Annotated in this window: 23 protein-coding genes; 16 read left to right on the forward strand and 7 right to left on the reverse strand. The window is 68.8% G+C overall.

What is annotated here, in order from left to right:
- Positions 1-121 precede the first annotated feature (121 nt).
- From kstD to ACNJ7E_RS03950, 3 genes are all read left to right on the forward strand, one after another.
- Positions 122-1,840: a 3-oxosteroid 1-dehydrogenase gene (gene kstD / locus ACNJ7E_RS03940; RefSeq protein ID WP_280779028.1), complete on the forward strand. Its 1,719-nt coding sequence runs from the start codon at positions 122-124 to the stop codon at positions 1,838-1,840.
- Positions 1,830-2,696 carry a MaoC/PaaZ C-terminal domain-containing protein gene (locus ACNJ7E_RS03945; protein WP_280779029.1) on the forward strand — a complete coding sequence of 289 codons (867 nt, stop codon included), beginning with the start codon at positions 1,830-1,832 and terminating at the stop codon, positions 2,694-2,696. Before kstD ends, ACNJ7E_RS03945 begins: the two co-directional genes overlap by 11 nt.
- Positions 2,697-2,894: 198 nt before the next feature.
- Entirely contained in the window at positions 2,895-3,395 is a 501-nt protein-coding gene (locus ACNJ7E_RS03950; RefSeq protein ID WP_280779184.1) for an NlpC/P60 family protein, read from the forward strand.
- On the opposite strand, the gene ACNJ7E_RS03955 is transcribed toward ACNJ7E_RS03950, so the two are convergent.
- Genes ACNJ7E_RS03955 through ACNJ7E_RS03975 form a run of 5 tightly spaced genes read right to left on the reverse strand, consistent with a single transcriptional unit; the run spans position 3,374 to position 7,308 of the window.
- Positions 3,374-3,700, reverse strand: a complete 327-nt coding sequence (locus ACNJ7E_RS03955) for a hypothetical protein (protein ID WP_418339183.1) — start codon at positions 3,698-3,700, stop codon at positions 3,374-3,376. The two genes, ACNJ7E_RS03950 and ACNJ7E_RS03955, sit on opposite strands and share 22 nt — an antisense overlap.
- Positions 3,697-4,920, reverse strand: coding sequence for a DUF58 domain-containing protein (locus ACNJ7E_RS03960; protein ID WP_418339184.1), 1,224 nt, complete (start codon positions 4,918-4,920; stop codon positions 3,697-3,699). Before ACNJ7E_RS03960 ends, ACNJ7E_RS03955 begins: the two co-directional genes overlap by 4 nt.
- The gene (locus ACNJ7E_RS03965) at positions 4,917-5,873 is read right to left on the reverse strand and encodes an AAA family ATPase (protein ID WP_005263839.1); all 957 of its coding nucleotides are present in this window, start codon (positions 5,871-5,873) and stop codon (positions 4,917-4,919) included. Before ACNJ7E_RS03965 ends, ACNJ7E_RS03960 begins: the two co-directional genes overlap by 4 nt.
- A complete protein-coding gene (locus tag ACNJ7E_RS03970; protein WP_280779032.1) occupies positions 5,870-6,352 on the reverse strand; it encodes a hypothetical protein in 483 nt (160 codons plus the stop codon). Before ACNJ7E_RS03970 ends, ACNJ7E_RS03965 begins: the two co-directional genes overlap by 4 nt.
- Entirely contained in the window at positions 6,334-7,308 is a 975-nt protein-coding gene (locus tag ACNJ7E_RS03975; protein WP_418339185.1) for a DUF4129 domain-containing protein, read from the reverse strand. Before ACNJ7E_RS03975 ends, ACNJ7E_RS03970 begins: the two co-directional genes overlap by 19 nt.
- Before the next feature lie 115 nt (positions 7,309-7,423).
- Here ACNJ7E_RS03975 and ACNJ7E_RS03980 point away from each other — a divergent pair, with 115 nt between their 5' ends.
- Positions 7,424-8,740 carry a TrpB-like pyridoxal phosphate-dependent enzyme gene (locus ACNJ7E_RS03980; RefSeq protein WP_418339186.1) on the forward strand — a complete coding sequence of 439 codons (1,317 nt, stop codon included), beginning with the start codon at positions 7,424-7,426 and terminating at the stop codon, positions 8,738-8,740.
- A gap of 43 nt (positions 8,741-8,783) precedes the next feature.
- Here ACNJ7E_RS03980 and zapE read toward each other — a convergent pair whose 3' ends face one another.
- A complete protein-coding gene (gene zapE / locus ACNJ7E_RS03985; RefSeq protein ID WP_348539587.1) occupies positions 8,784-9,701 on the reverse strand; it encodes a cell division protein ZapE in 918 nt (305 codons plus the stop codon).
- A gap of 78 nt (positions 9,702-9,779) precedes the next feature.
- Between zapE and ACNJ7E_RS03990 the strand changes: the two genes are divergently transcribed.
- The 6 genes from ACNJ7E_RS03990 to ACNJ7E_RS04015 all read left to right on the forward strand — a co-directional run bounded on the left by ACNJ7E_RS03990 (position 9,780) and on the right by ACNJ7E_RS04015 (position 16,007).
- A complete protein-coding gene (locus ACNJ7E_RS03990; protein ID WP_105420940.1) occupies positions 9,780-10,358 on the forward strand; it encodes a TetR/AcrR family transcriptional regulator in 579 nt (192 codons plus the stop codon).
- A gap of 61 nt (positions 10,359-10,419) precedes the next feature.
- Entirely contained in the window at positions 10,420-11,667 is a 1,248-nt protein-coding gene (locus tag ACNJ7E_RS03995) for a DUF6986 family protein (RefSeq protein ID WP_418339187.1), read from the forward strand.
- Positions 11,668-11,894: 227 nt separating this feature from the next.
- On the forward strand, positions 11,895-12,827 hold the full coding sequence (gene puuE / locus ACNJ7E_RS04000) for an allantoinase PuuE (RefSeq protein WP_105420936.1): 933 nt from the start codon (positions 11,895-11,897) through the stop codon (positions 12,825-12,827).
- 10 nt (positions 12,828-12,837) lie between these two features.
- Positions 12,838-13,551 (forward strand): GntR family transcriptional regulator, encoded by a 714-nt coding sequence (locus ACNJ7E_RS04005; RefSeq protein WP_418339188.1) that lies wholly within the window; start codon positions 12,838-12,840, stop codon positions 13,549-13,551.
- 178 nt (positions 13,552-13,729) lie between these two features.
- Positions 13,730-15,268, forward strand: a complete 1,539-nt coding sequence (locus ACNJ7E_RS04010) for an NCS1 family nucleobase:cation symporter-1 (protein ID WP_280779042.1) — start codon at positions 13,730-13,732, stop codon at positions 15,266-15,268.
- A gap of 10 nt (positions 15,269-15,278) precedes the next feature.
- Complete coding sequence (locus tag ACNJ7E_RS04015) at positions 15,279-16,007, forward strand: aspartate/glutamate racemase family protein (protein ID WP_280779043.1); 729 nt, start codon at positions 15,279-15,281, stop codon at positions 16,005-16,007.
- Positions 16,008-16,010: 3 nt separating this feature from the next.
- On the opposite strand, the gene ACNJ7E_RS04020 is transcribed toward ACNJ7E_RS04015, so the two are convergent.
- Positions 16,011-16,574, reverse strand: coding sequence for a helix-turn-helix domain-containing protein (locus ACNJ7E_RS04020; protein WP_280779044.1), 564 nt, complete (start codon positions 16,572-16,574; stop codon positions 16,011-16,013).
- Positions 16,575-16,715: 141 nt separating this feature from the next.
- On the opposite strand from ACNJ7E_RS04020, the gene ACNJ7E_RS04025 reads away from it, so the two are divergent.
- The 6 genes from ACNJ7E_RS04025 to uraH all read left to right on the forward strand — a co-directional run bounded on the left by ACNJ7E_RS04025 (position 16,716) and on the right by uraH (position 22,233).
- Positions 16,716-18,098 (forward strand): uracil-xanthine permease family protein, encoded by a 1,383-nt coding sequence (locus ACNJ7E_RS04025; RefSeq protein ID WP_418339189.1) that lies wholly within the window; start codon positions 16,716-16,718, stop codon positions 18,096-18,098.
- The gene (locus tag ACNJ7E_RS04030; RefSeq protein WP_418339190.1) at positions 18,079-19,143 is read left to right on the forward strand and encodes an isopenicillin N synthase family dioxygenase; all 1,065 of its coding nucleotides are present in this window, start codon (positions 18,079-18,081) and stop codon (positions 19,141-19,143) included. Before ACNJ7E_RS04025 ends, ACNJ7E_RS04030 begins: the two co-directional genes overlap by 20 nt.
- The gene (locus tag ACNJ7E_RS04035) at positions 19,140-19,907 is read left to right on the forward strand and encodes an alpha/beta fold hydrolase (protein ID WP_418339191.1); all 768 of its coding nucleotides are present in this window, start codon (positions 19,140-19,142) and stop codon (positions 19,905-19,907) included. Before ACNJ7E_RS04030 ends, ACNJ7E_RS04035 begins: the two co-directional genes overlap by 4 nt.
- A 120-nt stretch (positions 19,908-20,027) precedes the next feature.
- Positions 20,028-21,347: an amidohydrolase family protein gene (locus tag ACNJ7E_RS04040; RefSeq protein WP_418339192.1), complete on the forward strand. Its 1,320-nt coding sequence runs from the start codon at positions 20,028-20,030 to the stop codon at positions 21,345-21,347.
- Positions 21,348-21,391: 44 nt separating this feature from the next.
- A complete protein-coding gene (gene uraD, locus ACNJ7E_RS04045; RefSeq protein ID WP_418339193.1) occupies positions 21,392-21,904 on the forward strand; it encodes a 2-oxo-4-hydroxy-4-carboxy-5-ureidoimidazoline decarboxylase in 513 nt (170 codons plus the stop codon).
- On the forward strand, positions 21,904-22,233 hold the full coding sequence (gene uraH, locus ACNJ7E_RS04050; protein ID WP_418339194.1) for a hydroxyisourate hydrolase: 330 nt from the start codon (positions 21,904-21,906) through the stop codon (positions 22,231-22,233). The genes uraD and uraH overlap by 1 nt, the downstream gene beginning before the upstream one ends.
- The last annotated feature ends 1 nt before the right edge of the window (position 22,234 follow it).

The raw sequence follows: 22,234 nt of genomic DNA on the forward strand, positions 1-22,234 counted from the left end.
TTGCGTGCGCACGCCCACCGGTTTCCACTGCAACGTGTTTCGTTCTTGTTTGTTGGCGTCAGTAATACTTCCTGGCAGAAAGGATGGACTGACAACCCCATCATTCTATAACGTGTTCTACATGAGCAAGCACGAATACGACATCGTGGTCGTCGGCAGCGGTGCCGGTGGAATGACCGCGGCCCTCACCGCGGCCCACAAGGGACTCAGCGTCGTCATCCTCGAAAAGGCGCCGCACTTCGGCGGCTCCACCGCGCGCTCCGGCGGTGGCGTGTGGATCCCGAACAACGAGGCGCTGATCGCCGCGGGGGTCGAGGACACCACAGACGCCGCGCGGACCTACCTGCACAGCATCATCGGCGACGTCGTCCCGAAGGACCGGATCGACGCCTACATCGACCGCGGCCCCGAGATGCTGTCGTTCGTGCTGAAGAACAGCCCACTGAAACTGCAGTGGGTGCCCGAATACTCCGACTACTACCCCGAGGCCCCCGGCGGACGGCTCGGCGGACGGTCCGTCGAGCCGACACCGTTCGACGGCAGGAAACTCGGCGCCGACCTCGCGCAGCTCGAACCCGATTACGTCAAGGCGCCGTCGAATTTCGTGATCACCCAGGCCGATTACCGCTGGCTGAACCTGCTGATGCGCAACCCGCGCGGTCCGCTGCGCGCAGCCCGGGTCGGCCTCCGCTTCCTCGGCGCCAAGCTCACCGGGAAGCGGCTGCTCGTCCGCGGTCAGGCGCTCGTCGCGGGACTGCAGGCCGGGCTGAAGGCCGCCGGCGTCCCGATCCTGCTCGACACCCCGCTCACCGACCTGTATGTGGAGGACGGCGTGGTCAAGGGCGTCAACGCCACGGTCGACGGACAGCCGCAGGTGTTCCGGGCACGCCGCGGCGTGGTGATCGCGTCGGGCGGTTTCGAGCACAACGACGAGGCCCGCAAGAAGTACCAGCGAGCACCGATCGGCACCGAATGGACCGTCGGCGCGAAGGCCAACACCGGCGACGGCATCTGGGCGGGCGAAAAGCTCGGCGCCGCGCTCGATCTGATGGAAGACGCCTGGTGGGGACCGTCCATCCCGCTCACCGGCGGCCCGTGGTTCGCGCTGTCCGAGCGGAGCCTGCCGGGCTGCATCATGATCAACGAATCCGGCAAACGCTTCGTCAACGAATCCGCACCGTACGTCGAGGCGACGCACGCGATGTACGGCGGCACGCACGGCCAGGGCGACGGACCGGGCGAGAACGTTCCGTGCTGGCTCGTCCTCGACCAGCGTTACCGCGACCGGTACGCGTTCGCCGGAGTCACCCCACGGTCCCCGTTCCCCGGTCGCTGGCTGAAGGCCGGTGTCATCGTCAAGGCGGGCACCGTCGCCGAGCTGGCCGGGAAGATCGGCGTGCCGGTCGACGCGCTCACCGAAACGGTCTCACGTTTCAACACTTTCGCCCGCAACGGCAAGGACGAGGACTTCGGCCGTGGTGAGAGCGGGTACGACCACTACTACGGGGATCCCCGCAACAAGCCCAACCCGAGCCTCGGGGCGCTCGAGAAGGCGCCGTTCTTCGCCGTCAAGATGGTCCCGGGCGACCTCGGCACCAAGGGCGGTCTGCGCACCGACCGCAACGCCCGCGTGCTGCGGGAGGACGGCAGCACCATCGAGAACCTCTACGCGGTGGGCAATGCCAGCGGCCCGGTGATGGGCCACACCTACGCCGGACCCGGCGCAACCATCGGCCCGGCGATGACGTTCGGCTATCTCGCGGTACTCGATATCCTCGACAAGACCTCGCAGGCCGATTCCCCGACGTCACTCACCGGAGACACCACCAATGCCCATTGATCCGAACATCGCCATCGGAGCCGAACTGCCCGTTCAGGAGTTCTCCTGGACCAGTTCCGACGTGCAGCACTACCACCTCGCTCTCGGTGCCGGATCCCGTCCGCTGGACGAGAGGGAGTTGCGGTACCTGACCGACGGGAAGCCGCAGGTGCTCCCCACGTTCGCCACGGTGGCCGCGACTTTCCACGCCACCGAAGCCCCGCGAGTGTCGTTCCCGGGCGTCGAGATCGACCTCGCCAAGGTGGTCCACGGCAGCCAGGAAGTGACCGTGCACCAGCCGATTCCCCCGGAGGGCAAGGCCCGCACCACCACCCGCATCGCCGAGGTGTGGGACAAGGGCAAGGCCGCCGTCATCGTGCAGGAGTCGACGACCACCGACCTCGACGGCACCCCCCTGTGGACCGGGCGGTCGTCCATCTTCGCCCGCGGGGAAGGCGGTTTCGGCGGTGAGCGCGGGCCGTCCCAGTCCGTCGAACTACCCGACCGGCCTGCCGACGTCGAGGTCGACACGCCCGTCCTTCCGCAGCAGGCGCTGATGTACCGGATGTGCGGCGACCGCAACCCCCTGCATTCCGACCCGAAGTTCGCTTCCGCCGCAGGGTTTCCCGCCCCGATCCTGCACGGCCTGTGCACCTACGGAATGGTGTGCAAAGCGGCCGTCGACGCAGTGCTCGACTCGGACGCGTCGCAGGTCGCGGGCTTCCGAGGGCGGTTCGCGGGCGTAGTTTTTCCCGGCGAGACGCTGCACACGCGGATCTGGCGGGACGAGGGCAGGCTCCTCATCTCGGCCACGGTTCCCGAGCGTGATCATGCTCCGGCCCTGGCCGACGTGGTGCTGACCCTGGCCCAGGGGTGACAGTTACCGACATTTGACCGAATGTGCCCAGTTCGGGCGGATATTCGCGAATATCAGGCACGATGCCGCAACACTTTGTACGCTTTCCGTGACCTCATCGAGACGTGTCAACCGATGGTCGGGGCGGTTCCACGGCTCTCCACGAGCAGTAGCGAACAAAGGGGGGACCTCGTGTCCCAGCGCAGACATCTCCGTCCCGTGCGGCGCGCCGCCGTTGCCGGTGCTCTCGCGTTCTGCGCGACCGCCCTCGTCGCTGTCCCCGCGAACGCCGCGCCTGTGGCGGGCAGTTCCGACAGCGGCAGCACCGGCGGCAGTTCGATGGGTTCGTCTGTTCTCCCGACACCCATTCCCACCCCGACCGGGCTGGCCGCGCTCGCGGCCGCGACGACCCAGACGGGCAAGCCCTATCTGTGGGGTGGGACGGGTCCGGACGCGTGGGACTGCTCGGGGCTGGTGCAGTGGGCATTCCGTCAGGCGGGGGTGAATCTGCCACGCACCACGTGGGAGCAGGCCGAGGTCGGCGCACCCATTCCGCTGTGGGCGCTGGCTCCCGGCGACATCGTGGTGCTCAACCCGGACGCGTCGCACATCGGTATCTACGCGGGCTTGGGCCAGGTCTTCAATGCGTACGGGCGCGGCGTGCCCGTGGGTCTGGCACCGCTGTCGCAGTTCCACATCTACAGCATCCGCCGGTTCTGACTCTCGGTCGTGCGTCTGCCGACGTACGGCCACACCGCGACGAGGAACAGCACCACCACCGCAACCGGCCCGCGCAGGGACACCCATGCCGGCCCGTCCGGCAGTGCCGCTGCCAGAGACGCCGCGGCGCCGGTGACGACCGCGCCCAGCAGCAGCGTCGAGATTCCCGGTGCGAGACCGGTGTACGCGACGAGCAGCAGTCCCGTCGCCCCGACACCCGCGGCGGCGGCCGCGAACGCGGACGCGGCGCCCAGGACGAGCGCGATCAACGCTGCCTGCACCGCGACCATCGCAATCCATCTCATCGGAATGCCCCCGATGGCCGGCGGGCACGATCGACGAGGGCCAGCGCCAGATCCAGTGCGGAATCGTCGTCCCACGCCACCACCGGGACCCCGAGAACGCCCATGTTCCGGTACATGTTCCGCCGCTCGAGCCGCCACATCCTGCCGGTCATCGGATCGAGTTCGTACTCGAACGGCGGGCCGCGGAGCACGTCGACGGCCACGACGACGTGACCGCGACGCCTCAACTCCAGCAGCGACAGCGCGAAGTTGGTGTCCAGCATGGTGGAGAACGCGATGACCACCGCCCGCGGCGGCAACGCGACCCGCGGGACGAGTGTGCCTTCGGCGGCGCCGGCGTCGGAGTCGAGGACGGTGTCGAGGATTCGGTAGAACTGCCTGCGTCCGATGTCGGCGCCGAGCCATCGCAGCCGGAGCCCATGGGCGACGACCCCGGCGCGGTCGCCGCGCTGCAGGGCCGTCTGCACCACCTGCGTGGCCCCGCGCACGGTCCGGTGCAGGCTCTCCGACGCCGGGCCCGGTGCCTGCGGGGTGGTGTCGAGTACGGCGACGACGTCCGCGGCGCGGTCCATGATCCGTTCGGTGACGTGCAACCGGCCGCGCCGGGCACTCACCGGCCAGTTGACGCTGCGCAACGGATCCCCCGGCGCGTGCGGCCGGATGTCCCCGAACTCGACGCCCGAACCGAATCGGCGGGTGCGGTGCGCGCCGATCCGGTCCGGAAGTGTGGCGTGGGGCAACGGAGTCGGCATCGGCGGCGCCAACGGGAACACTCGCAGTTCCGCAACGGGAACCGGCAGCGACGCCGTGAGCAGGCCGCCGCCTGCACGTGCCGTGACCGTCAGTGCGGGTTCGTACCGGCCCCACCGGTCCGCCGATACCACGTAGTCGCCGTCGCCGATCTGCTCGACCGTGTAGCCGTCGGACGGCGTAGGTGCCACCTGGAGTTCCGCCGCACCACCGCAGACCGTCACGTCCACCGAGAAGTGCACGGACTCGGATTCGAAACACCGCAGCGTGCGCGCCGACGCCTCGACGCGGATGCCGGTGGCCGGACGGGGCAACCACGTCACCGTGCCGAGCGCTCCCAGCATCGGGGCGGCGAACACGATCAGTTCCCACCACCGCCCCACGACACCCGCCGTCAGCGCCACGGCCGCGCAGGTCGTCAGTGCGAGGGCTGCCGGCGACGCCCGCCACGTCAACTGGTGCTCCGTCATCGGGCCCTCGGCGCGGGGAGACGGCGCAACAGTTCCGCGAGGACGTCGTCGCTGCGGATGCGGCGCACCCACATCTCCGGTCGCAGGCTGATGCGATGCGCGACAGCGGGAACGGCCAGGGCCTTGATGTCCTCGGGTATGACGAAGTCGCGGCCCGAGAGCAGGGCGCGCGCCCGTGCCAGCTGTACGAGGTCGAGTTCCGCGCGGGGGCTGGCCCCGACCTCCACCTGCGGGTGATGCCGGGTGGCATTCGCGAGCGCGACGACATACCCGAGGACGTCGTGATGAACACTGACCTGCTCGAGCGATTCGCGCATCGCCAGGAGGTCGGCCGCATCGACCACCTGCTCGACGACGACGGCGGCGGATCCCCGGTCGAGGCGCCGGCGCAGCATCTCGTGCTCATCGGTCTCGGTGAGGTACCCCAGTCGCAGGCGGAGCGCGAACCGGTCCAGCTGCGCCTCGGGTAGCGGGTAGGTGCCCTCGTACTCGATGGGGTTGTCGGTGGCGAGCACGATGAAGGGACGCGGCAGGATCCGGGTGGTGCCGTCGACGCTGACCTGCCCCTCCGCCATCGCCTCGAGCAGTGCGGCCTGGGTCTTGGGCGGGGTGCGGTTGATCTCGTCGGCGAGGAGCAGGTTGGTGAAGATCGGGCCCGGACGAAATTCGAAGCGACCCGACGGCATGTCGTAGATGGTGGCGCCGAGCAGGTCGGCGGGCAGCAGGTCGGGGGTGAACTGGACCCGCGTGAAGTCCAGCCCGAGCGCGGCAGCGAACGATCGTGCCACCAAAGTCTTTCCGAGCCCGGGCAAGTCCTCGATGAGCACGTGCCCGCCGGCGAGTACCGCGAGCAGGATCGACGTGAGTTCGTCGTGCTTGCCGACCACCGCCCGTTCGACCTCCGCCAGCACCGCGTGGGCGCGCGCGGTGGTGACCTCGGCGGGCATCGTCACAGCTGCTCCAGCCGTTGCAGGATCCGGTCGAGCACGTCCCGGCCCGGACCGGGTGCGGCCCTGTCGGAGCGCTGCACGCACTCGGGATCGACCCACTGCCACAAGTCGCCGAAGAACACCTCACCCGCGGCCGCGGTGTCGGCGGGGTCGAGTCCCTGCCGGTGTCCGGTGGACTGCTGGAACTCGCGCGCCAGGAGCGGACGCAGATGGTGGTCCCAGTCGCCGCGCGTGCCGTCCGCCCAGCTGATCAGTGATTCCGTCCGCGCCATCCAGCGGGCGGTCGCCTCGGCTCGTTCGGCCTCCGTGCCCAGCGGCTGGTCGTCGACGTCCCCGGGTGCCAGGCGTCGTCGAATCTCGAAGAGCACCAGCGCGGTCACCGCTCCCGCGACCAGTACGGCCGCGCTGTACCGGCCGGCGGCAACCAGCGGGACCTCCACGGCCAGCACGGCCCCGACACCGGCTACGGCGACGGCGAGCACGCGTCGCTCCCCAGGTCGTCGAGCACGCGCCGGAGCAGATCGGCGGCCTCGTCACGGTGCTGTTCGCCCATCGGATGCAGGCTGAACCGCGCCTCGGTGAACAGCCGCACCAGCGGCGCCGCCGCCTCGAAGCGCAGCGCTCCGAGTTGCACTGCGCGAGCCAGCACTTCGGATGGGGTGTCCGACTCCCGCGGTTCCGCGCCCGGCGCCTCGCGCAGCGCATCCTCCATGGCGGCGTAACTGGCGATGATGGCCTCACGCGGCGGCAGGCTCGGGGCCACGACCACGGCGAGACCTTCCTCCGCCGCCCGGGCCAGCGACTGCGAGGCAGCCGGATCGTCGGGGGAACTCGCCGCGGTCCAGCCGCCGACCCGGGCCCGGAGGGGGCGCCGGGCCACGGCGCCGAGGATCAGCACGGTCACCAGTATCGGACCGGCAATCGCTGCCGCGGTCCACAATTCCGTCAGGTCCTCGCGGGCCTCGTCCACCATGTCGGGCGGTGGGCGTGTGTCGGCGGGCACGGACGCGTCGGTTCGGTCGGCCCCGTCGTCGGTGGTCGGGCTTGCCGTCGACCGCTGACGGTCGAGCGGCTCGTCACCGCCGACGGACCCGAGGAGGAATGCCGCGGTCACGAGAAGCGCGGCGAACGCCGCCCATCCGAGAATGTGCCGGCGCGAGACCGAGGACCCGGTGTTTCCGGTGAGCCCGACCGGCGGCGGGTCGGGTGCGACCCTCGGCCGACCGCTGCGAAAGGCGGACGCGAGCGCCACCACCGCGACGACGACGGCGATCGCCGAGAGGATGATGAGAGCGCGCGTCGCACCGGCGCCCGGCTCCGACGGTGTCGCGGGGGTGTCGGGCGCGGGGACCACCCGGACGGCAAGGGTGACCGTCACGACGGCCGCCAGCAGGGCGACCGTGTGGACGACCCTGCTTCGCACGCGACGGTCCGGCATCCTCACTCCCGAGTTGCCCCTCCATCGTGACACGCGGGGACCGGGAAAATCACCCGTTCACGGCGGCGGACAGCGCAGCATGTTCGGGACGTATCCATCCACGAAGGAGTTCTACTTGACCACGTCCCCGGTAACCGGAGCCGAACTGGCTCGCTCGCTGGAACCTCTGGGGGTTGCGGTCCCCTCGGCCGTACCCACGCACTGGTACAACCTTGCCGCCGATCTTCCGGAACCCGTTCCGCCGCATCTGCATCCCGGCACACGTGAGCCGCTCGGACCGGAAGACCTGGCACCGCTGTTCCCCGCGAGCCTGATCGAGCAGGAGGTCGCGACGGAACGGTACATCGAGATCCCCGAGACGGTCCGCGAGATCTACGGCATGTGGCGGCCGTCGCCGCTGGTGCGCGCACGCCGCCTCGAGCGGGTGCTCGGCACACCGGCACGGATCTACTACAAGTACGAGGGTGTCAGCCCGGTCGGATCGCACAAGCCGAACACGGCTGTGGCACAGGCCTATTACAACGCACTCGAGGGCACCACCAAGCTCACCACCGAGACCGGCGCGGGTCAGTGGGGCGCGTCGCTGTCGTTCGCCGGCGCCCTGCTCGGCCTCGAGGTGGAGGTCTGGCAGGTTCGCGCCTCGTTCGACGCCAAGCCGTACCGTCGACTCCAGATGGAGGCCTACGGCGGCATCTGTCATCCGTCGCCGTCCGACCTCACCGAAGCCGGCCGGGCCATCCTGGCCGAGCATCCCGACACCACGGGTTCGCTGGGCATGGCGATCAGCGAGGCCGTCGAGATGGCCGCCAACGATCCCGGCGCGCACTACTCGCTGGGCAGCGTCCTCAACCACGTCATGCTCCACCAGACCGTGATCGGCCAGGAAGCGATGGTCCAGCTGGAGGAGGCGGGTGAGCCTGTCGCGCACACGGTATTCGGTTGCGCCGGCGGCGGTTCCAATCTCGCGGGCCTGACCTTCCCGTTCCTGGGTCGCAATCTGCGCGAGGGCACCACCACCCGCCTCGTCGCCTGCGAGCCTGCGGCGTGCCCGTCGCTGACGCAGGGCGAATACCGCTACGACTTCGGCGACGTCGCCGGTCTGACGCCGCTGTTGAAGATGTACACGCTGGGCAACGACTTCGTTCCGCCCGCCATCCACGCGGGTGGCCTGCGGTACCACGGCATGTCACCGATGGTCTCGCACGCCGTCGCCCTCGGGCTGATGGACGCGACCGCGATCGAACAGGACGACGCACTCGCCGCGGGCCTGCTCTTCGCCCGCGCGGAAGGCATCATCCCGGCGCCGGAATCCACGCACGCCGTGGCCGCGGCCATCGAGCACGCCCGCACCGTCACCGAGCCGGAGGTCGTGGTCATCGGACTGTCCGGCAACGGCCAGCTGGACCTCCCCGCGTACAGCCGGTACGTCTGATCGATTCACCGAGGCAGACCCACGTACGGGTCTGCCTCGGTGGTCACCGGCTCAGCGTCGACAGCCTGCTCACCAGCCGGTCGAAGTCGAGGGTGTCGTCGAGCCCGGCGAACACGTCGTCCCACGAGGCTTCGGCCACCAGGGTCAGCGCGGTTCCCCGGTCGTACAGCACGTCGACGACGTTCGCGAACCGCCGCACGGTCTCCACGCCTGCCTCCCGCAATCGGGGCACACCGGTGACCACCCAGCATCCGAACCGCTCGGACAGGTCGAGGTAGTCGGCGGGTGCGGTCGGGGTGCCGCACAGCACCGCGAACTCGAACCAGACCGTGCGGTCCCGCACCGCGGAGGCCGTCACCGTGCGGGTCCCGACGGTCAAGGCGACGCGCTCGGACAGTGCCGGAGGCTCGGTGTCGGAGGCACGGACGAAACGTCCGGAAGCGAACCCGGCGTCCGCCGTGGCCACGGTGCGGTAGTCGACGGGACCGGCCACCCGCACGACGGTCAGATTCTGTTCCAGCACGGCGATCGACGGCGCGAACAGGTGATGGAACAGCGGATTCGGCAACAGCCCGTCCGGTGGATAGTTCGACGTCGCCACCAGCGTGATCCCGCGGGTGAACAGGGCCTTCAGCAGTCGCGCGACCAGCATCGCGTCCCCGACGTCGTGCAGGTGGAACTCGTCGAAGCACAGCAGCCGGACATCCCCGAGTGCCGCGTCGATCGCGAGGTCGATGGACCTCAGCGCGTGCGCGTCGGCGTGGAGTCGGCGGAAGAACGAGTGGAAGTGCACGCGCCGCTTCGGGACCGCGGCCGACCCGTAGAAGCGGTCCATCAACCACGTCTTGCCACGTCCGACGGGCCCCCACAGGTACACGCCGCGAACTCCGGGCCTCCCCTGCCCCAGGCCCTCGGCGGTCTCGTGCAGGACGGCCGCGGCCGCGCGCTGCGCGTCGTCCAACAGAACCTCTACATCCACAGAGGAAACACTACGAATGTAGAGTCTCGGGCGACAAGCCGATGTGAGGAGGAAGACACCGTGCCCGAGCGGCGTGAGCAGATAGCCGACGCGGCGATCACGATCATCGCGCGCGAGGGCATCCGCGCGCTGACGCATCGGGCCGTCGACCGCGCACTGGATCTGCCGGGCGGGTCCACGTCCTACTACTTCCGCACCCGGCGAGCCCTGATCGAATCCGCCGTGCGCAGGCTCGCCGACCGCTCGCGGCAGGAATTCGCGACCACGACGGCCCCACCACTCGACCTCGCATCCATCGCCGAGGGCGTGGCCCGGTCGCTGGACCGGCTGCTGCACACCCGTCACGACGACGTCGTCGCGCGGCACGCGCTGACCGTCGAACTGTCCGGCGACGCCGAACTGCACGCACTCCTCGCGACGTGCCTGTTCTCCCGTGCCCGCGCCACCGAATTGTTCGACGCCCTCGGCGTCGCCGACCCCGAGAACGCGGGCGCGGACTTCGTCAGCGTCGTCGAAGGCCTGGTCTTCGACCGTTTCGCAGGAGCCCGGTCACTCGACGGCATCGAGCCCGGCACCGAACGCAGCGTGCGACAGCTGGCCCACGCCGTCGAATCGTATCTGCGTGGTGTGACGTCCTGAAGGAATGCCACCCGGCACGGTGCGGACGACGAGGATCCCGCGTTTCTGCCAAGATCGTGGCGTGAACCCCCAGTACCTCAGCCGTCTCCCCGACAGCGGTTTCGACCGCGTCGACGCACTCCTCGATCCCGTCGACACCGACCTCGAGGACGCCTTTCCGGGTGATCGGCAGCAACCGCAGCCCGTCCACACCGTCTACGTGAGTGCGGCGGACGCCGGACCGGACACCCCGAGGGTGTGGGGTGAGCAGGCTGTCGAACTGCTGGACAGGCACTCGAATGCGCTGTCCGAAATCGGAACGACCGGTGCGCTTCCCGACGTCCGCACGATGCTCGAGCACCGTCCGATCATGGATCTGCGGATCGATTTCGAGGACGGCTACGGCTGGCGGAGCGACGACGTCGAGGACGCGGCCGCACTGGAGGCAGGGCGCACGCTGCGACTGCTCTCGTCCGACCCGTCCGGCCCGCGGTCGCTGGGCATCCGCGCGAAGGGTCTGGCCCCGCACGAGCGCCGCCGCGGGATCCGGACGCTCGAACTCGTCCTCGAAGGCGCGGGTGGGGTTCCCGACGGTTTCGTGTTCACGGTGCCGAAACTGCGTGCGGCCCAGCAGGTCACCGCCGTCGTCGCGTTGTGCGAGGAACTCGAGCGCGCGTACGGGCTCCCTGACAGGTCGCTGCTCTTCGAGTTGCAGATCGAGAGCCCGCAGGCCGTGCTCGGACCCGACGGCACCGTGACCGTCGCGAAGGCCATCCACCTCGCGGACGGGCGCTGCACCGGATTGCACTACGGCACTTACGACTACAGCGCGGCCTGCGGAATCGCGTCCCGGTTCCAGTCGCTCGAGCACCCGGTGGCCGACCACGCCAAGTCCGTGATGCTGGTGGCGGCGGCCCAGACCGGGGTGTGGGTGTGCGACGGATCCACCCAGGTCATCCCGCAGGGCAGCGACGAGGAGATCCGCGCCGCGCTGGCCCGGCACTACCGACTCGTCACCCGCTCGCTCGAACGCGGGTACTACCAGGGATGGGACATGCATCCCGGGCACCTGATCACCCGCTGGCTCGCGACGTTCGACTTCTACCGCGCCGCGCTGCCCGCCGCGGCCACCCGCGTGCAGGCGTACCTCGACCGCCAGGGTGGCGGGGTGATGGACGAACCGGCGACCGCACAGGCCCTCGCGACGGTGATCCTGCGGGGACTGGCGTGCGGCGCGTTCGACGAGGACGCCGTCCGCGCGCAGGCCCCCGGATGCACGGTGGACACCCTGCGCGACCTCCTCACCCGGGCGGTGGTTCCGGGGAGCTGAGCACCTCGCCGCGCACGAGGACCGCCCGCAGCACCCACTCCGACGCCCTACACTTGCCCCCACGCCGATCAGGAGGTAGCCGCACCCGTGAGCCCGAACACCTTGACCGCGCCCAGGTTCCACAGTCCGCCCCCGGGCGAGGCGAGCGTCCGCGAACGGGACGGCGGCACGGCGCGGTTACGCCTGTGGGGTTCCCTGACCGAGGCCGGTCGGGCAGGCTTGGCATCATGACCCACGGTTTCGACTCCAGCTACCCACGCGACCTGGTCGGATACGGGCAGCACCCGCCCGATCCGCAGTGGCCGGGCGGCGCGAAGATCGCCGTCCAGTTCGTCCTCAACTACGAGGAGGGCGCCGAGAACAACGTGCTCCACGGCGACGAGGCGTCGGAGACGTTCCTGTCCGAGATGGTCGGGGCCCAGCCGTTCCCGAACCGGCACATGAGCATGGAATCGATCTACGAATACGGGTCCCGCGCCGGACTGTGGCGCGTGCTCCGGGCGTTCGAGCGACGAGGGCTTCCACTCACGATCTTCGCGGTGGCGAAGGCGATGCAGCGGAACCCCGAGGCCGTCAGTGCCTTTCGCGAACTCGGACACGAGATCGCCTGCCACGGTCTGTGGTGGAAGTCGTACCAACTCTCCGACGAGGACGCCGAGCGCAAGGACCTGGCCGAGGCCGTGGAGATCCTGCGCGACCTCACCGGCGAGGCACCGCTGGGCTGGTACACCGGCCGCGACTCCCCGCTCACCCGGCAGCTGGTCGTCGAGCACGGCGGCTTCGAGTACGACTCCGATTCTTACGCCGACGACCTCCCGTACTGGGTGAAGGTCGATGCCCCCGGGAAGGGCCTCGTCGACCACCTGGTGGTGCCGTACACCCTCGACACCAACGACATGCGGTTCGCGTCGCCCGGCGGTTTCCCGAGCGGCGAGCAGTTCTTCGCGCACCTGCGGGACGCCTTCGACGTCCTGTACGCGGAGGGAACGGCCGGGGCGCCGAAGATGCTGTCCGTGGGTCTGCACTGCCGCATCGTCGGCAGGCCCGCCCGCACCGCGGCGCTGGAGCGTTTCCTCGATCACGTGCAGTCCCACGACGACGTGTGGGTCGCCCGGCGCATCGAGATCGCCCGCCACTGGCGCGCCGTACACCCCGCCTGAGGACGGTCCGATGCCCCAGCGACGACCGTCGATGCTGGTCACGAACCTGGCCAACCGCGATCCCGGCAGCTCTCAGACCGTGATCCTGGAGGAGTTGCGCCGGGTGATCCTCAGCGGCGGCGCCCCGCCCGGCACCCCGATCCCGGTGGACGAGGTGGCCGAGCACTTCGGCGTCAGCCGTATCCCGATCCGGGAGTCGCTGAAGACGCTGATCGGCGAGGGGCTCGTCGACCACCGGGCCAACGCCGGGTACACGGTCGCCCGGCTGACCGTCGACGAACTCGAGGAGCTCTACCTGGTGCGGGGCGTCCTCGAGTCGGCGGCGCACTCCGTGGCGATCACCCTCGCCGACGAGGCCGACGACGCCCGGGCCAGGCAGGCGTACGCGGCACTCGACCGCTCGGTTCTCGAGGACGACCTGACCGCGTACCACCGGGAGAGCCGCAACTTCCACCTGGCCCTGGCGTCGCCCTGCCGGATGCAGCGACTGCTGCACATGTTCGAGTCGGCGTGGAACATCACCGAGCCGGTGCAGCCGATGTCGCAGGTGGGGACCCCGGCGCGGCTGCAACTCCATCTCGGGCACCGGGACATGCTCGCGGCGTTCCTCGCCCGCGACGCCGCGGCGTTGAAGGCGGCCACCGACCGGCACAACGAACAACTCGACACGGTGATCGCCGCCCTCCCCACCGACACCGGAATCTTCCGGGACACGCCCGGGTAAGCCGTCCGGCAAGATATATTCTCAGCTCGCACCGGCGCCGGCGAGAATATATCTTCGCCGTCACAGGCAGGAAATATCCGAAAACTACTTTTGCTCCCAGCACTTCGGTGGTGTGCTTTTCACCGAGGCACCCTTACGTCGACGCAGTCGTGTCCGTACTGCACCAGGGAGCAAAACGATGACTCAGACAGCGCCTTCCAACGAGGGGGAAACCGTCCCCGGTGCACACCTGGCCGGCGCCGGGCTGATCAAGCCCGGCTATCACCCGAGACTCACCAACGACGATCTCGCGCCGTTGAAGACACAGTCGTGGTCGTCGTACAACATCTTCGCGTTCTGGATGTCCGACGTGCACAGCGTCGGCGGCTACGTCACCGCGGGCAGCCTGTTCGCGCTCGGGCTGACCAGCTGGCAGGTCCTCGTCGCCCTGGTGGTCGGCATCGCGATCGTCAACGTGTTCGCGAACCTGGTGGCCAAACCCAGCCAGGTCACCGGCGTCCCCTACCCGGTCATGTGTCGCAGCGCTTTCGGCGTTCTGGGTGCCAACGTGCCGGCCATCATCCGCGGTCTCATCGCGGTGGCCTGGTACGGAATCCAGACGTACCTGGCGTCGCATGCGTTCGTGATCCTCGGCCTGAAGATCTGGCCGGGTCTGGCGCCCTGGGCGGACGTGCACGAGCACGGATTCCTCGGACTGTCGGCGCTCGGCTGGGCCGGGTTCATGACGATGTGGGTGCTGCAGGCGCTGGTCTTCTGGCGCGGCATGGAGAGCATCCGCAAGTTCATCGACTTCTGCGGTCCCGCGGTCTACGTGGTGATGCTGATGCTCGCGATCTACCTGATCAGCGAGGCCGGTTGGTCGAACATCAGCCTGAACCTCGGCGAGGTCAACTACACCGGCTGGTCGGCTGTGCCCGTGGTGCTGGGCGCGATCGCCCTTGTCGTGTCGTACTTCTCGGGTCCCATGCTCAACTTCGGCGACTTCTCCCGATACGGCAAGACGTTCGGCGCGGTCAAGCGCGGTAACTTCCTCGGCCTCCCGGTGAATTTCCTGTTCTTCTCGATCCTCACCGTCGTCACCGCCTCCGCGACCCTGCCCGTGTACGGCCGCCTGATCACCGATCCCGTCGAGACGGTCGCGCAGATGGACAACCTGTTCGCCGTCGTCCTCGGCCTCCTCACCTTCATCGTCGCCACCATCGGTATCAACATCGTCGCCAACTTCGTCTCCCCGGCCTTCGACTTCTCACACGTCAGCCCGCAGCGCATCAGCTGGCGTACGGGCGGAATGATCGCCGCCGTCGGATCCGTCCTGATCACACCGTGGAACCTGTACAACAATCCCGAGGTGATCCACTACACGCTCGAGACGCTGGGGGCGTTCATCGGACCGCTGTTCGGAATCCTCATCGCGGACTACTACTTGGTGCGCAGGCAGCGAGTGATCCTGGACGACATGTTCACCATGTCCGAGAGCGGAACATACTGGTACAAGAAGGGTTACAACCCCGCTGCGATCATCTCCACCGTCGTCGGAGCCCTGGTCGCGATGATTCCCGTGATCCTCAAGGCCCAGCCGTTCGGACTCGACGTCTGGGGCATGGCGGGTGCGGCCCAGTACTCGTGGTTCCTCGGCATGGGTGTCGGATTCGTCTGCTACCTCGGGTTGTCCACCGGCGCCCGTCGTGCGAATCGCACGGCCCCGATCGAAGCGTAGGTCGACGAACGTGCACATCAAGATCATCAATCCCAACACCACCCAGTCGATGACCGACAAGATCGGCGACTGCGCGCGCTCCGTCGCGGGGCCGGGGACGCTCGTCGAGGCGGTGAGCCCGCAGATGGGTCCGGCGTCGATCGAGAGTCATTACGACGAAGCACTCAGCGTCCCCGGGCTTCTCGAGGAGATCGCACGTGGTGAGGCGGCCGGGGTGGACGGGTACGTGATCGCCTGCTTCGGCGACCCCGGCCTCGACGCCGCCCGTGAGCTGGCCTCCGGGCCCGTCCTCGGGATCGCCGAGGCGGCCATGCACGCCGCGAGTTTCCTCGGCCGCGGGTTCAGCGTCGTCACGACGCTGGGACGAACCCGGGGCCGGGCCTGGGAACTGGCCGAACGGTATGGGATGCAACGCTTCTGCCTCGGTGTGCACGCGTGCGAGATCGCCGTCCTCGACCTCGACCGCGATCCGGATGCGGTGAAGGTGATCACCGAGGCCTGCCGCGTCGCCCTCGACGGGGACGGTTCGGACGCGATCGTGCTGGGGTGCGCGGGCATGGCGGACCTGTGCGCCGTCATCTCGGCGGAACTCGGGGTGCCGGTCGTCGACGGCGTGGCGGCGGCCACCCTCATGGTGCAGTCCCTTGTGACGCTCGGATTGCGAACCGGCGCGGGCGGAGAGTTCGCGGCTCCCCTGCCCAAGAAGTACACCGGACTGCTCGAGGGTTTCGGCCGCTGACGGTCAGAAGGACGGCGGGGTGCTCGTGATGAGGAACCGTGCCGGTTCCGCGGCGTCGTTGAACCACCGGTGCGGCACGGTGGCCGGGTAGTACAGAGTGTCTCCCTTGTCGAGCACGTAACTCTCCTCGACGCCCACTTCCACGCGCACGCTGCCGTCGATGACGTAGATGAACTCCTCGCCGGCGTGTTCGGTGTGTTCGCCGGCCTGCGAACCCGGTTGCGCCGTTACCTCGTTCGGTTCCATCGCGCGCACACCCGTGGAGCAAAAGCGGAGCACGGCGCCGTCCGACAGCGCGAAGCGTCTGCCCTCGCGGCTGCGCACGAGGCTGGTCGGCGTCCGCGCGCCCTGTTCGAGCAGGGCGTGTGCCGTGGTTCCCAGTACCTGGGCCACCCGGTGCAGATTCATGACGCTCGGCACCGAGTGGCCGTTCTCGGCCTGACTCAGGAACGGCTGCGACAGTCCCGTTTTGGCCGCCACGTCGCGCAGGGTCAGTCCCGCGTCTCGCCGGGCCGATCTGATCGCGGTGCCGATGGCGACGGCCAGTAGGTGTTGATCCTCGTCCATGAGGCGAACGCTAGCACCGTGTTTCGCGGAATCCGCGACTGATAACACGGACGAAACGAAATTGACCCTGCTTAGTAAAGATTGGCGTGCTCAATAGAACGTGAACTCGAACGCTCCCTTCACTCGGACGGAGATCGACCCATGTCCTTCCACGCAGTCGACCAGCGCCTGCCCTTGGTGCGGCAGGCGGCCTTCGGTCTGCAGCACGTGCTCATCATGTACACCGGCTGCATCACCGTTCCGCTGGTCTTCGGTGCCGCAGTAGGACTCGACAAGTCCACCGTCGCGTTGTTGATCAGCGCCGACCTTCTGATCGCCGGCATCATCACGATCATCCAGAGCCTCGGAGTGGGGAAGCTGGCGGGCGCACGGCTGCCGATCGTCTGCGGCGCCACGTTCGCCGGGCTGACTCCGATGATCCTCATCGCCGAGGAATACGGACTGCAGGCGGTGTACGGCTCGATGCTCGCAGGCGGCCTCGTCGGACTCGCCCTCGCCGTACCCTTCGCGCGGCTGATCCGGTTCTTCCCACCGCTGGTCACCGGTGTCGTCCTGACCGTCGTCGGCATCTCCCTGATCGGCGTCGCCGCCGGCCTGATCGTCGGAAACGATCCGACGGCAGACACTTTCGCGGATCCCGGCAACATCATGCTCGCCGGTGTCGTCGTGCTCGTCGCGATCGCCTTCCTCTGCCTCGGCCGCGGGATCTGGACCCAACTCGGCGTGCTCCTCGCCCTCGTGATCGGCACGCTCGTCGCAATTCCAATGGGCCTGATCGACTTGGGCGGCGTCTCCGGCAGCCCCTGGTTCGGCATCACCGCCCCGTTCCACTTCGGGGCACCGGAGTTTCCGATCACGGCGGTAGTGGCGATGAGCATCGTGATGGCCGTGGTGTTCGCGGAGTCGACGGCGAGCATGCTGGCCCTCGGCGAGATCACCGGAAAGCCGCTCACCAAGGGCGACGTGGCCCGCGGCCTCGTCGGCGATGCGCTGTCCGGCGTACTCGGCGGCATCTTCAACGCGTTCGTCGACACGATCTTCACGCAGAACGTCGGAGCCGTCGCCACCACCCGCGTCCACAGCCGGTACGTGACGGCCACCAGCGGTGCCATCCTGATCGTCCTCGGACTGATCCCGAAGATGGGCACCGTCGTCGCGGCCCTGCCCGCGCCGGTCGTCGGCGGTGTCGGCATCATCCTGTTCTCGACGGTCGCCGTGGTGGGGATGAACACGCTCCGCAAGGTGGATCTCAGCGACCGGATCAACACCACCATCGTCGCGGTGTCGGTGGGCATCGGCCTGCTCCCCGAGTTCGCCGAGGGCATGTTCGAGCACTTCAACTCATCCGCCCAGATCCTGCTCGGCAGCGGCATCACACTCGCCGCCATCTCCGCGTTCTCCCTGAACCTGCTGTTCAACCACACCCGGATCGGCGCCACCGCGCGCGCCGCCTCCGCACCCGTCATTGCGGCCGATCCCGTTCCCCCGACCTCCGAGGAGCCGCATGTTGCCGCCCGTGCCTGAGCCGTTCGACGTCCCCGTCATCGACATCTCCCCCTACGTGACCGGTGGGTCCGACTCGGAACGCGACCGGGTGGCGCGCGAGATCGACTCCGCCTGCGCCACCGTCGGATTCATCCAGATCCTCGGTCACGGCATCCCCGAACCGGTGATCGAGGGACTCGCCGGCGCCGTCGACGACTTCTTCGCGCTGCCCCTGGAGACGAAGAAGACGTATCGCGTGGAGGGCGCCAACCGCGGGTACAGTCCGCCGAAGAGCGAGTCGCTCAGCCTGAGTCTGGGCGTCGAATCGGCCACCCGGATGAACGACTTCTTCGAGGCCTACAACGTCGGAACGGAGGCCCGGTCGTTCCCGGACCTGGACCTGTCCGAGGCCGACTACGGACTGAACGTGTGGCCCGAGGTGCCCTCCTTCACCGACTCCGTGCAGGCCTACTACGCGCACGGCGAACGCGTCGCCCGCACCCTGACGCGGATCTTCGCCGACGCCCTCGGGCTCGATCCGGGTTTCTTCACCGCCCTGACCGACCATTCCATCGACGTCCTCCGCATGAACAACTACGCGCTGCCGGAAGGCAGTGTCACCCTGGACGGCGAGCTGACCGGCATGGGTGAGCACACCGACTTCGGACTGGTCACGGTGCTGTGGGCCGACCGGGTGGCCGGCCTGCAGGTGCTCGGGCGCGACGAGCGCTGGCACGATGTGAGTCCCGCGGAGGGCGCACTGCTCGTCAACCTCGGCGACCTCACCGCCCGGCTCACGAACGACCGGTGGATGTCGACGCTGCACCGGGTTACTCCGCCCGTCGTCGACGGAACGATCAAGCGCCGCCGATCGGCGGCGTTCTTCCACGACGGCAACGTCGACGCGGTGATCGCGACCCTGCCGGGACTGTGCGAGAACTCCGACGACGGGTACGCGCCGGTGACGGTCCGTGAGCACATCAAGGCGAAACTGGCGGGTTCGCGTCACGGCAAGAAGAACACCGCCGCGGGGCGGGAGGCCGAGCGGGTTCTCGCCGCCGCGGACCGGGCGGCCGCCCGGTGACCCGTGGGCACGTCGTATTGATTCACGGCGCGTGGGCGGGCAGCTGGGTGTGGGACACACTTCTGGAGCCGTTGCGCAACAGCGGGTACGAGCCGCACCCGCTCGATCTTCCCGGCGTGGGGAGCTGGCCGGACGGCGCGCGAACCGATCTGGACGACGTCACGGATGTGGCGGTGGCACATATCGATTCGCTGGACGGGCCCGTGTTCGTGGTCGGCCACTCCGGAGGCGGCATCGTGGCCACCCAGGTGGCCGAGCGCCTTCCGCACCGGATCTCGGGTGTGGCGTACGTCGCCGGAATGATGCTGCCCTCGGAAAGCACTTTCGGCGACGTCTGCGGAGACCTGGTCCTACCGGAACCGGTCGGGATCTCGGCCTGGCTGGAGTCCACCCCCGACGGGTCCGGAACGGTCGTGCCGTCGGAAGCGGCGGCCGCCGTCTTCTTTCACGAGTCGTCGGCCGGTGATGCGATCGCTGCCGCGCGAAAGCTGCTGCCGCAACTCGAGACTGCACGTCTCATGGCCCCGACGTGGACGCCGGAGCGGTTCGGCTCCGTCCCCCGCCTGTACGTGGAGGCGACGCTCGACCGTTCGGTGCCGCTCGTGACGCAGCGTGCAATGCAGGCCCGGGTGCCGGGCGCGCGGGTGGTGACGCTGGACAGCGATCACGCCCCGCAGCTGTCGGCGCGCGCGGCCCTGGTCACGGCGCTCGTCGACTTCTGCGCCTCGGTCGGTCCGAGAACTATTTCCGCACAGGAAATCTGATGGAAACACGAGCCTCCTACATTTCAGAGCACGTTGCCCATGGCTGAAACGAGCAACGGGCGAACCCGTGTCCCACGGGCGCGAACCAGCCGCACTCCCGAGAACCCATGGAGGATGCGGATGCATGCCGATCTGATTTCCGATGTCACCGTCTACTCGAACGGCAGCTGGCTGCCGCACCGCGACGTCCTGATCGCCGACGGTCTGATCACCGAGATCCGCCCGACCGCTCCGGCACCGCCGGGGGCCACAGCGGTCGACGGTGCGGGGGCATACCTGATCCCCGGATTCGTCAACACCCACACCCACCTGCAGCAGTCGTTGATGCGCGGCATCGGCGAGGGGCAGCCGCTGCTCAGCTGGCTACTGACCGTCGGTGAGGAATCCGCGATCATCACCCCCGAGCGGGCGTATCTGGCCGCGGTCGCCGCGAGCCTCGACGCCCTGCGCAGCGGCACCACGGCGCTGGTCGAGCACATGTGGCCACATCCGTCTGCGGACGTGCACGACGCGGTGCTGCGCGCCCTGGAGGACACCGGGGTGCGGGCGCTCCTCGGTCGCGGAGTCGCGGACCGGGCGGACGTAACGCGCAAGTGGGGCGTCGACCCGCGCCTGCTGCAGCCGCTGGCCGGGGTGCTCGAGCACACCGACCAGCTGGTCAAGCAGGCCGACGGCACACGCGTCGCGGTCGGTCTGGCCGTCCCGAATCCCCGATCGCTGACCCCGGAGGGGATGGCAGCGGTGCGGCAATTCGCCGGCGAACGCGATATGACGGTGTCGATCCACCTGCTGGAGACGCCCACCGACGACGTGATGTGCCGTGAGCATGCCGGCGCAGGCGCGGTCGACTATCTCGACACGAACGGGTTCCTGTGGGACCGATTGCTCGCCGTGCACTGCTGCGAACTCGATGCCCACGGGCGCGAGGTGTTGGCCCGCCGCGGTGTGGCCGTCTCGTACAACCCGATGAGCAACATGCGACTCGGAAGCGGTCTCGCCCCCGTCCCGGAGATGCTCGCGGCGGGGATCGCGGTCGGGCTCGGCGTCGACGGCGCCGCCAGCAACGACACCCAGGACATGCTCGAAACGCTGCGCATGGGCGCCTACGTGCAGCGGGCGCATCGCAAGACGGCCGACCTGTTCGGATTCGACGCCATGATGGACCTCGCGACGAACGGCGCGAACGGGAATCTCGGTTTCGCGTCCCGCCCGAACGGTGTGGCCGTCGGCGGCGCGGCCGACCTGACCCTGATCCGCTTCGAGCGCGACTTCGGTTGCCTGCCGGTCCGCGACCCGGGCGCGACGCTGTTGACCACCGGGAGCCGGCAGATCGTCGACACCGTGCTGGTCGACGGCGAAGTGCTGATCCGGGACGGACACAGCACCAGGGTCGACGAAGCGGGGCTTATCGCCGAATTGACCGCCACCGGTGCGCCATAGTGGTAGCCAGAGGTACCGAAAAGGCGCACGAGCGAGGAGCCCTCATGACCGAACCGCCCGGCCTGATCGCGTTCAACGCACTGAGCGACGCGCGGGCCGTCGATCTGCTCGTGCAGTGCTGCTCGTCGACGGTGTGGGCGCAGCGGATGGCCGCCGGCCGCCCGTTCCCGTCCGCCGACTCGCTGTACACCGCCGCCGACAACGTTCTCGGCGACCTGACGGAGTCCGAGATCGACGCTGCTCTGGCCGGCCACCCGAGGATCGGGGACCGGGCCGACAACCCGTCGTCTGCTCGCGAACAGTCGGCGGTCGCGTCCGCCGACGACGACGTCCGCGCGCGCCTGCGGGCCGGTAACGGGGAGTACGAGCAGAAGTTCGGGCACGTCTACCTGGTATGCGCGTCCGGCCGGTCGGCGCAGGAACTACTGGACGTGCTGCGCGACCGCCTCGGCAACGACAGCGCGACGGAGCGCAAGATCCTGCGGACCGAGCTGGCCGCCATCAACCGGATACGCCTCGAACGCCTTCTCGGCGAGATCGGAGACACGGCACCCTGATGTCCAAGATCCTCAGCACCCACGTGCTCGACGCCACCGACGGCACACCCGCGGCCGGGATGTTCGTTCACCTGCTGTCACCTGAACGCGACGTCATCGCGAGCGCGTCGACCGATGCGGACGGCCGGATCGCCGAGATCGCGCCCGAGGGTCTGATCGCGGCCACCTATTCGCTGGTCTTCGAGACCGGCGAGTACTTCGCCGCCCGCGGCCAGGAGACGTTCTACCCGGAGGTGTGCGTCTCGTTCGTCCTCGACGACCTTCAGCGCGGTTACCACGTCCCGTTGCTGTTGTCCCCCTTCGCCTATTCCACCTACCGCGGGAGCTGAA

Origin of the sequence: Rhodococcus mengyinensis (genome assembly GCF_048381435.1) — a bacterium.
Classification (GTDB): Bacteria; Actinomycetota; Actinomycetes; order Mycobacteriales; family Mycobacteriaceae; genus Rhodococcus_F; species Rhodococcus_F opacus_D.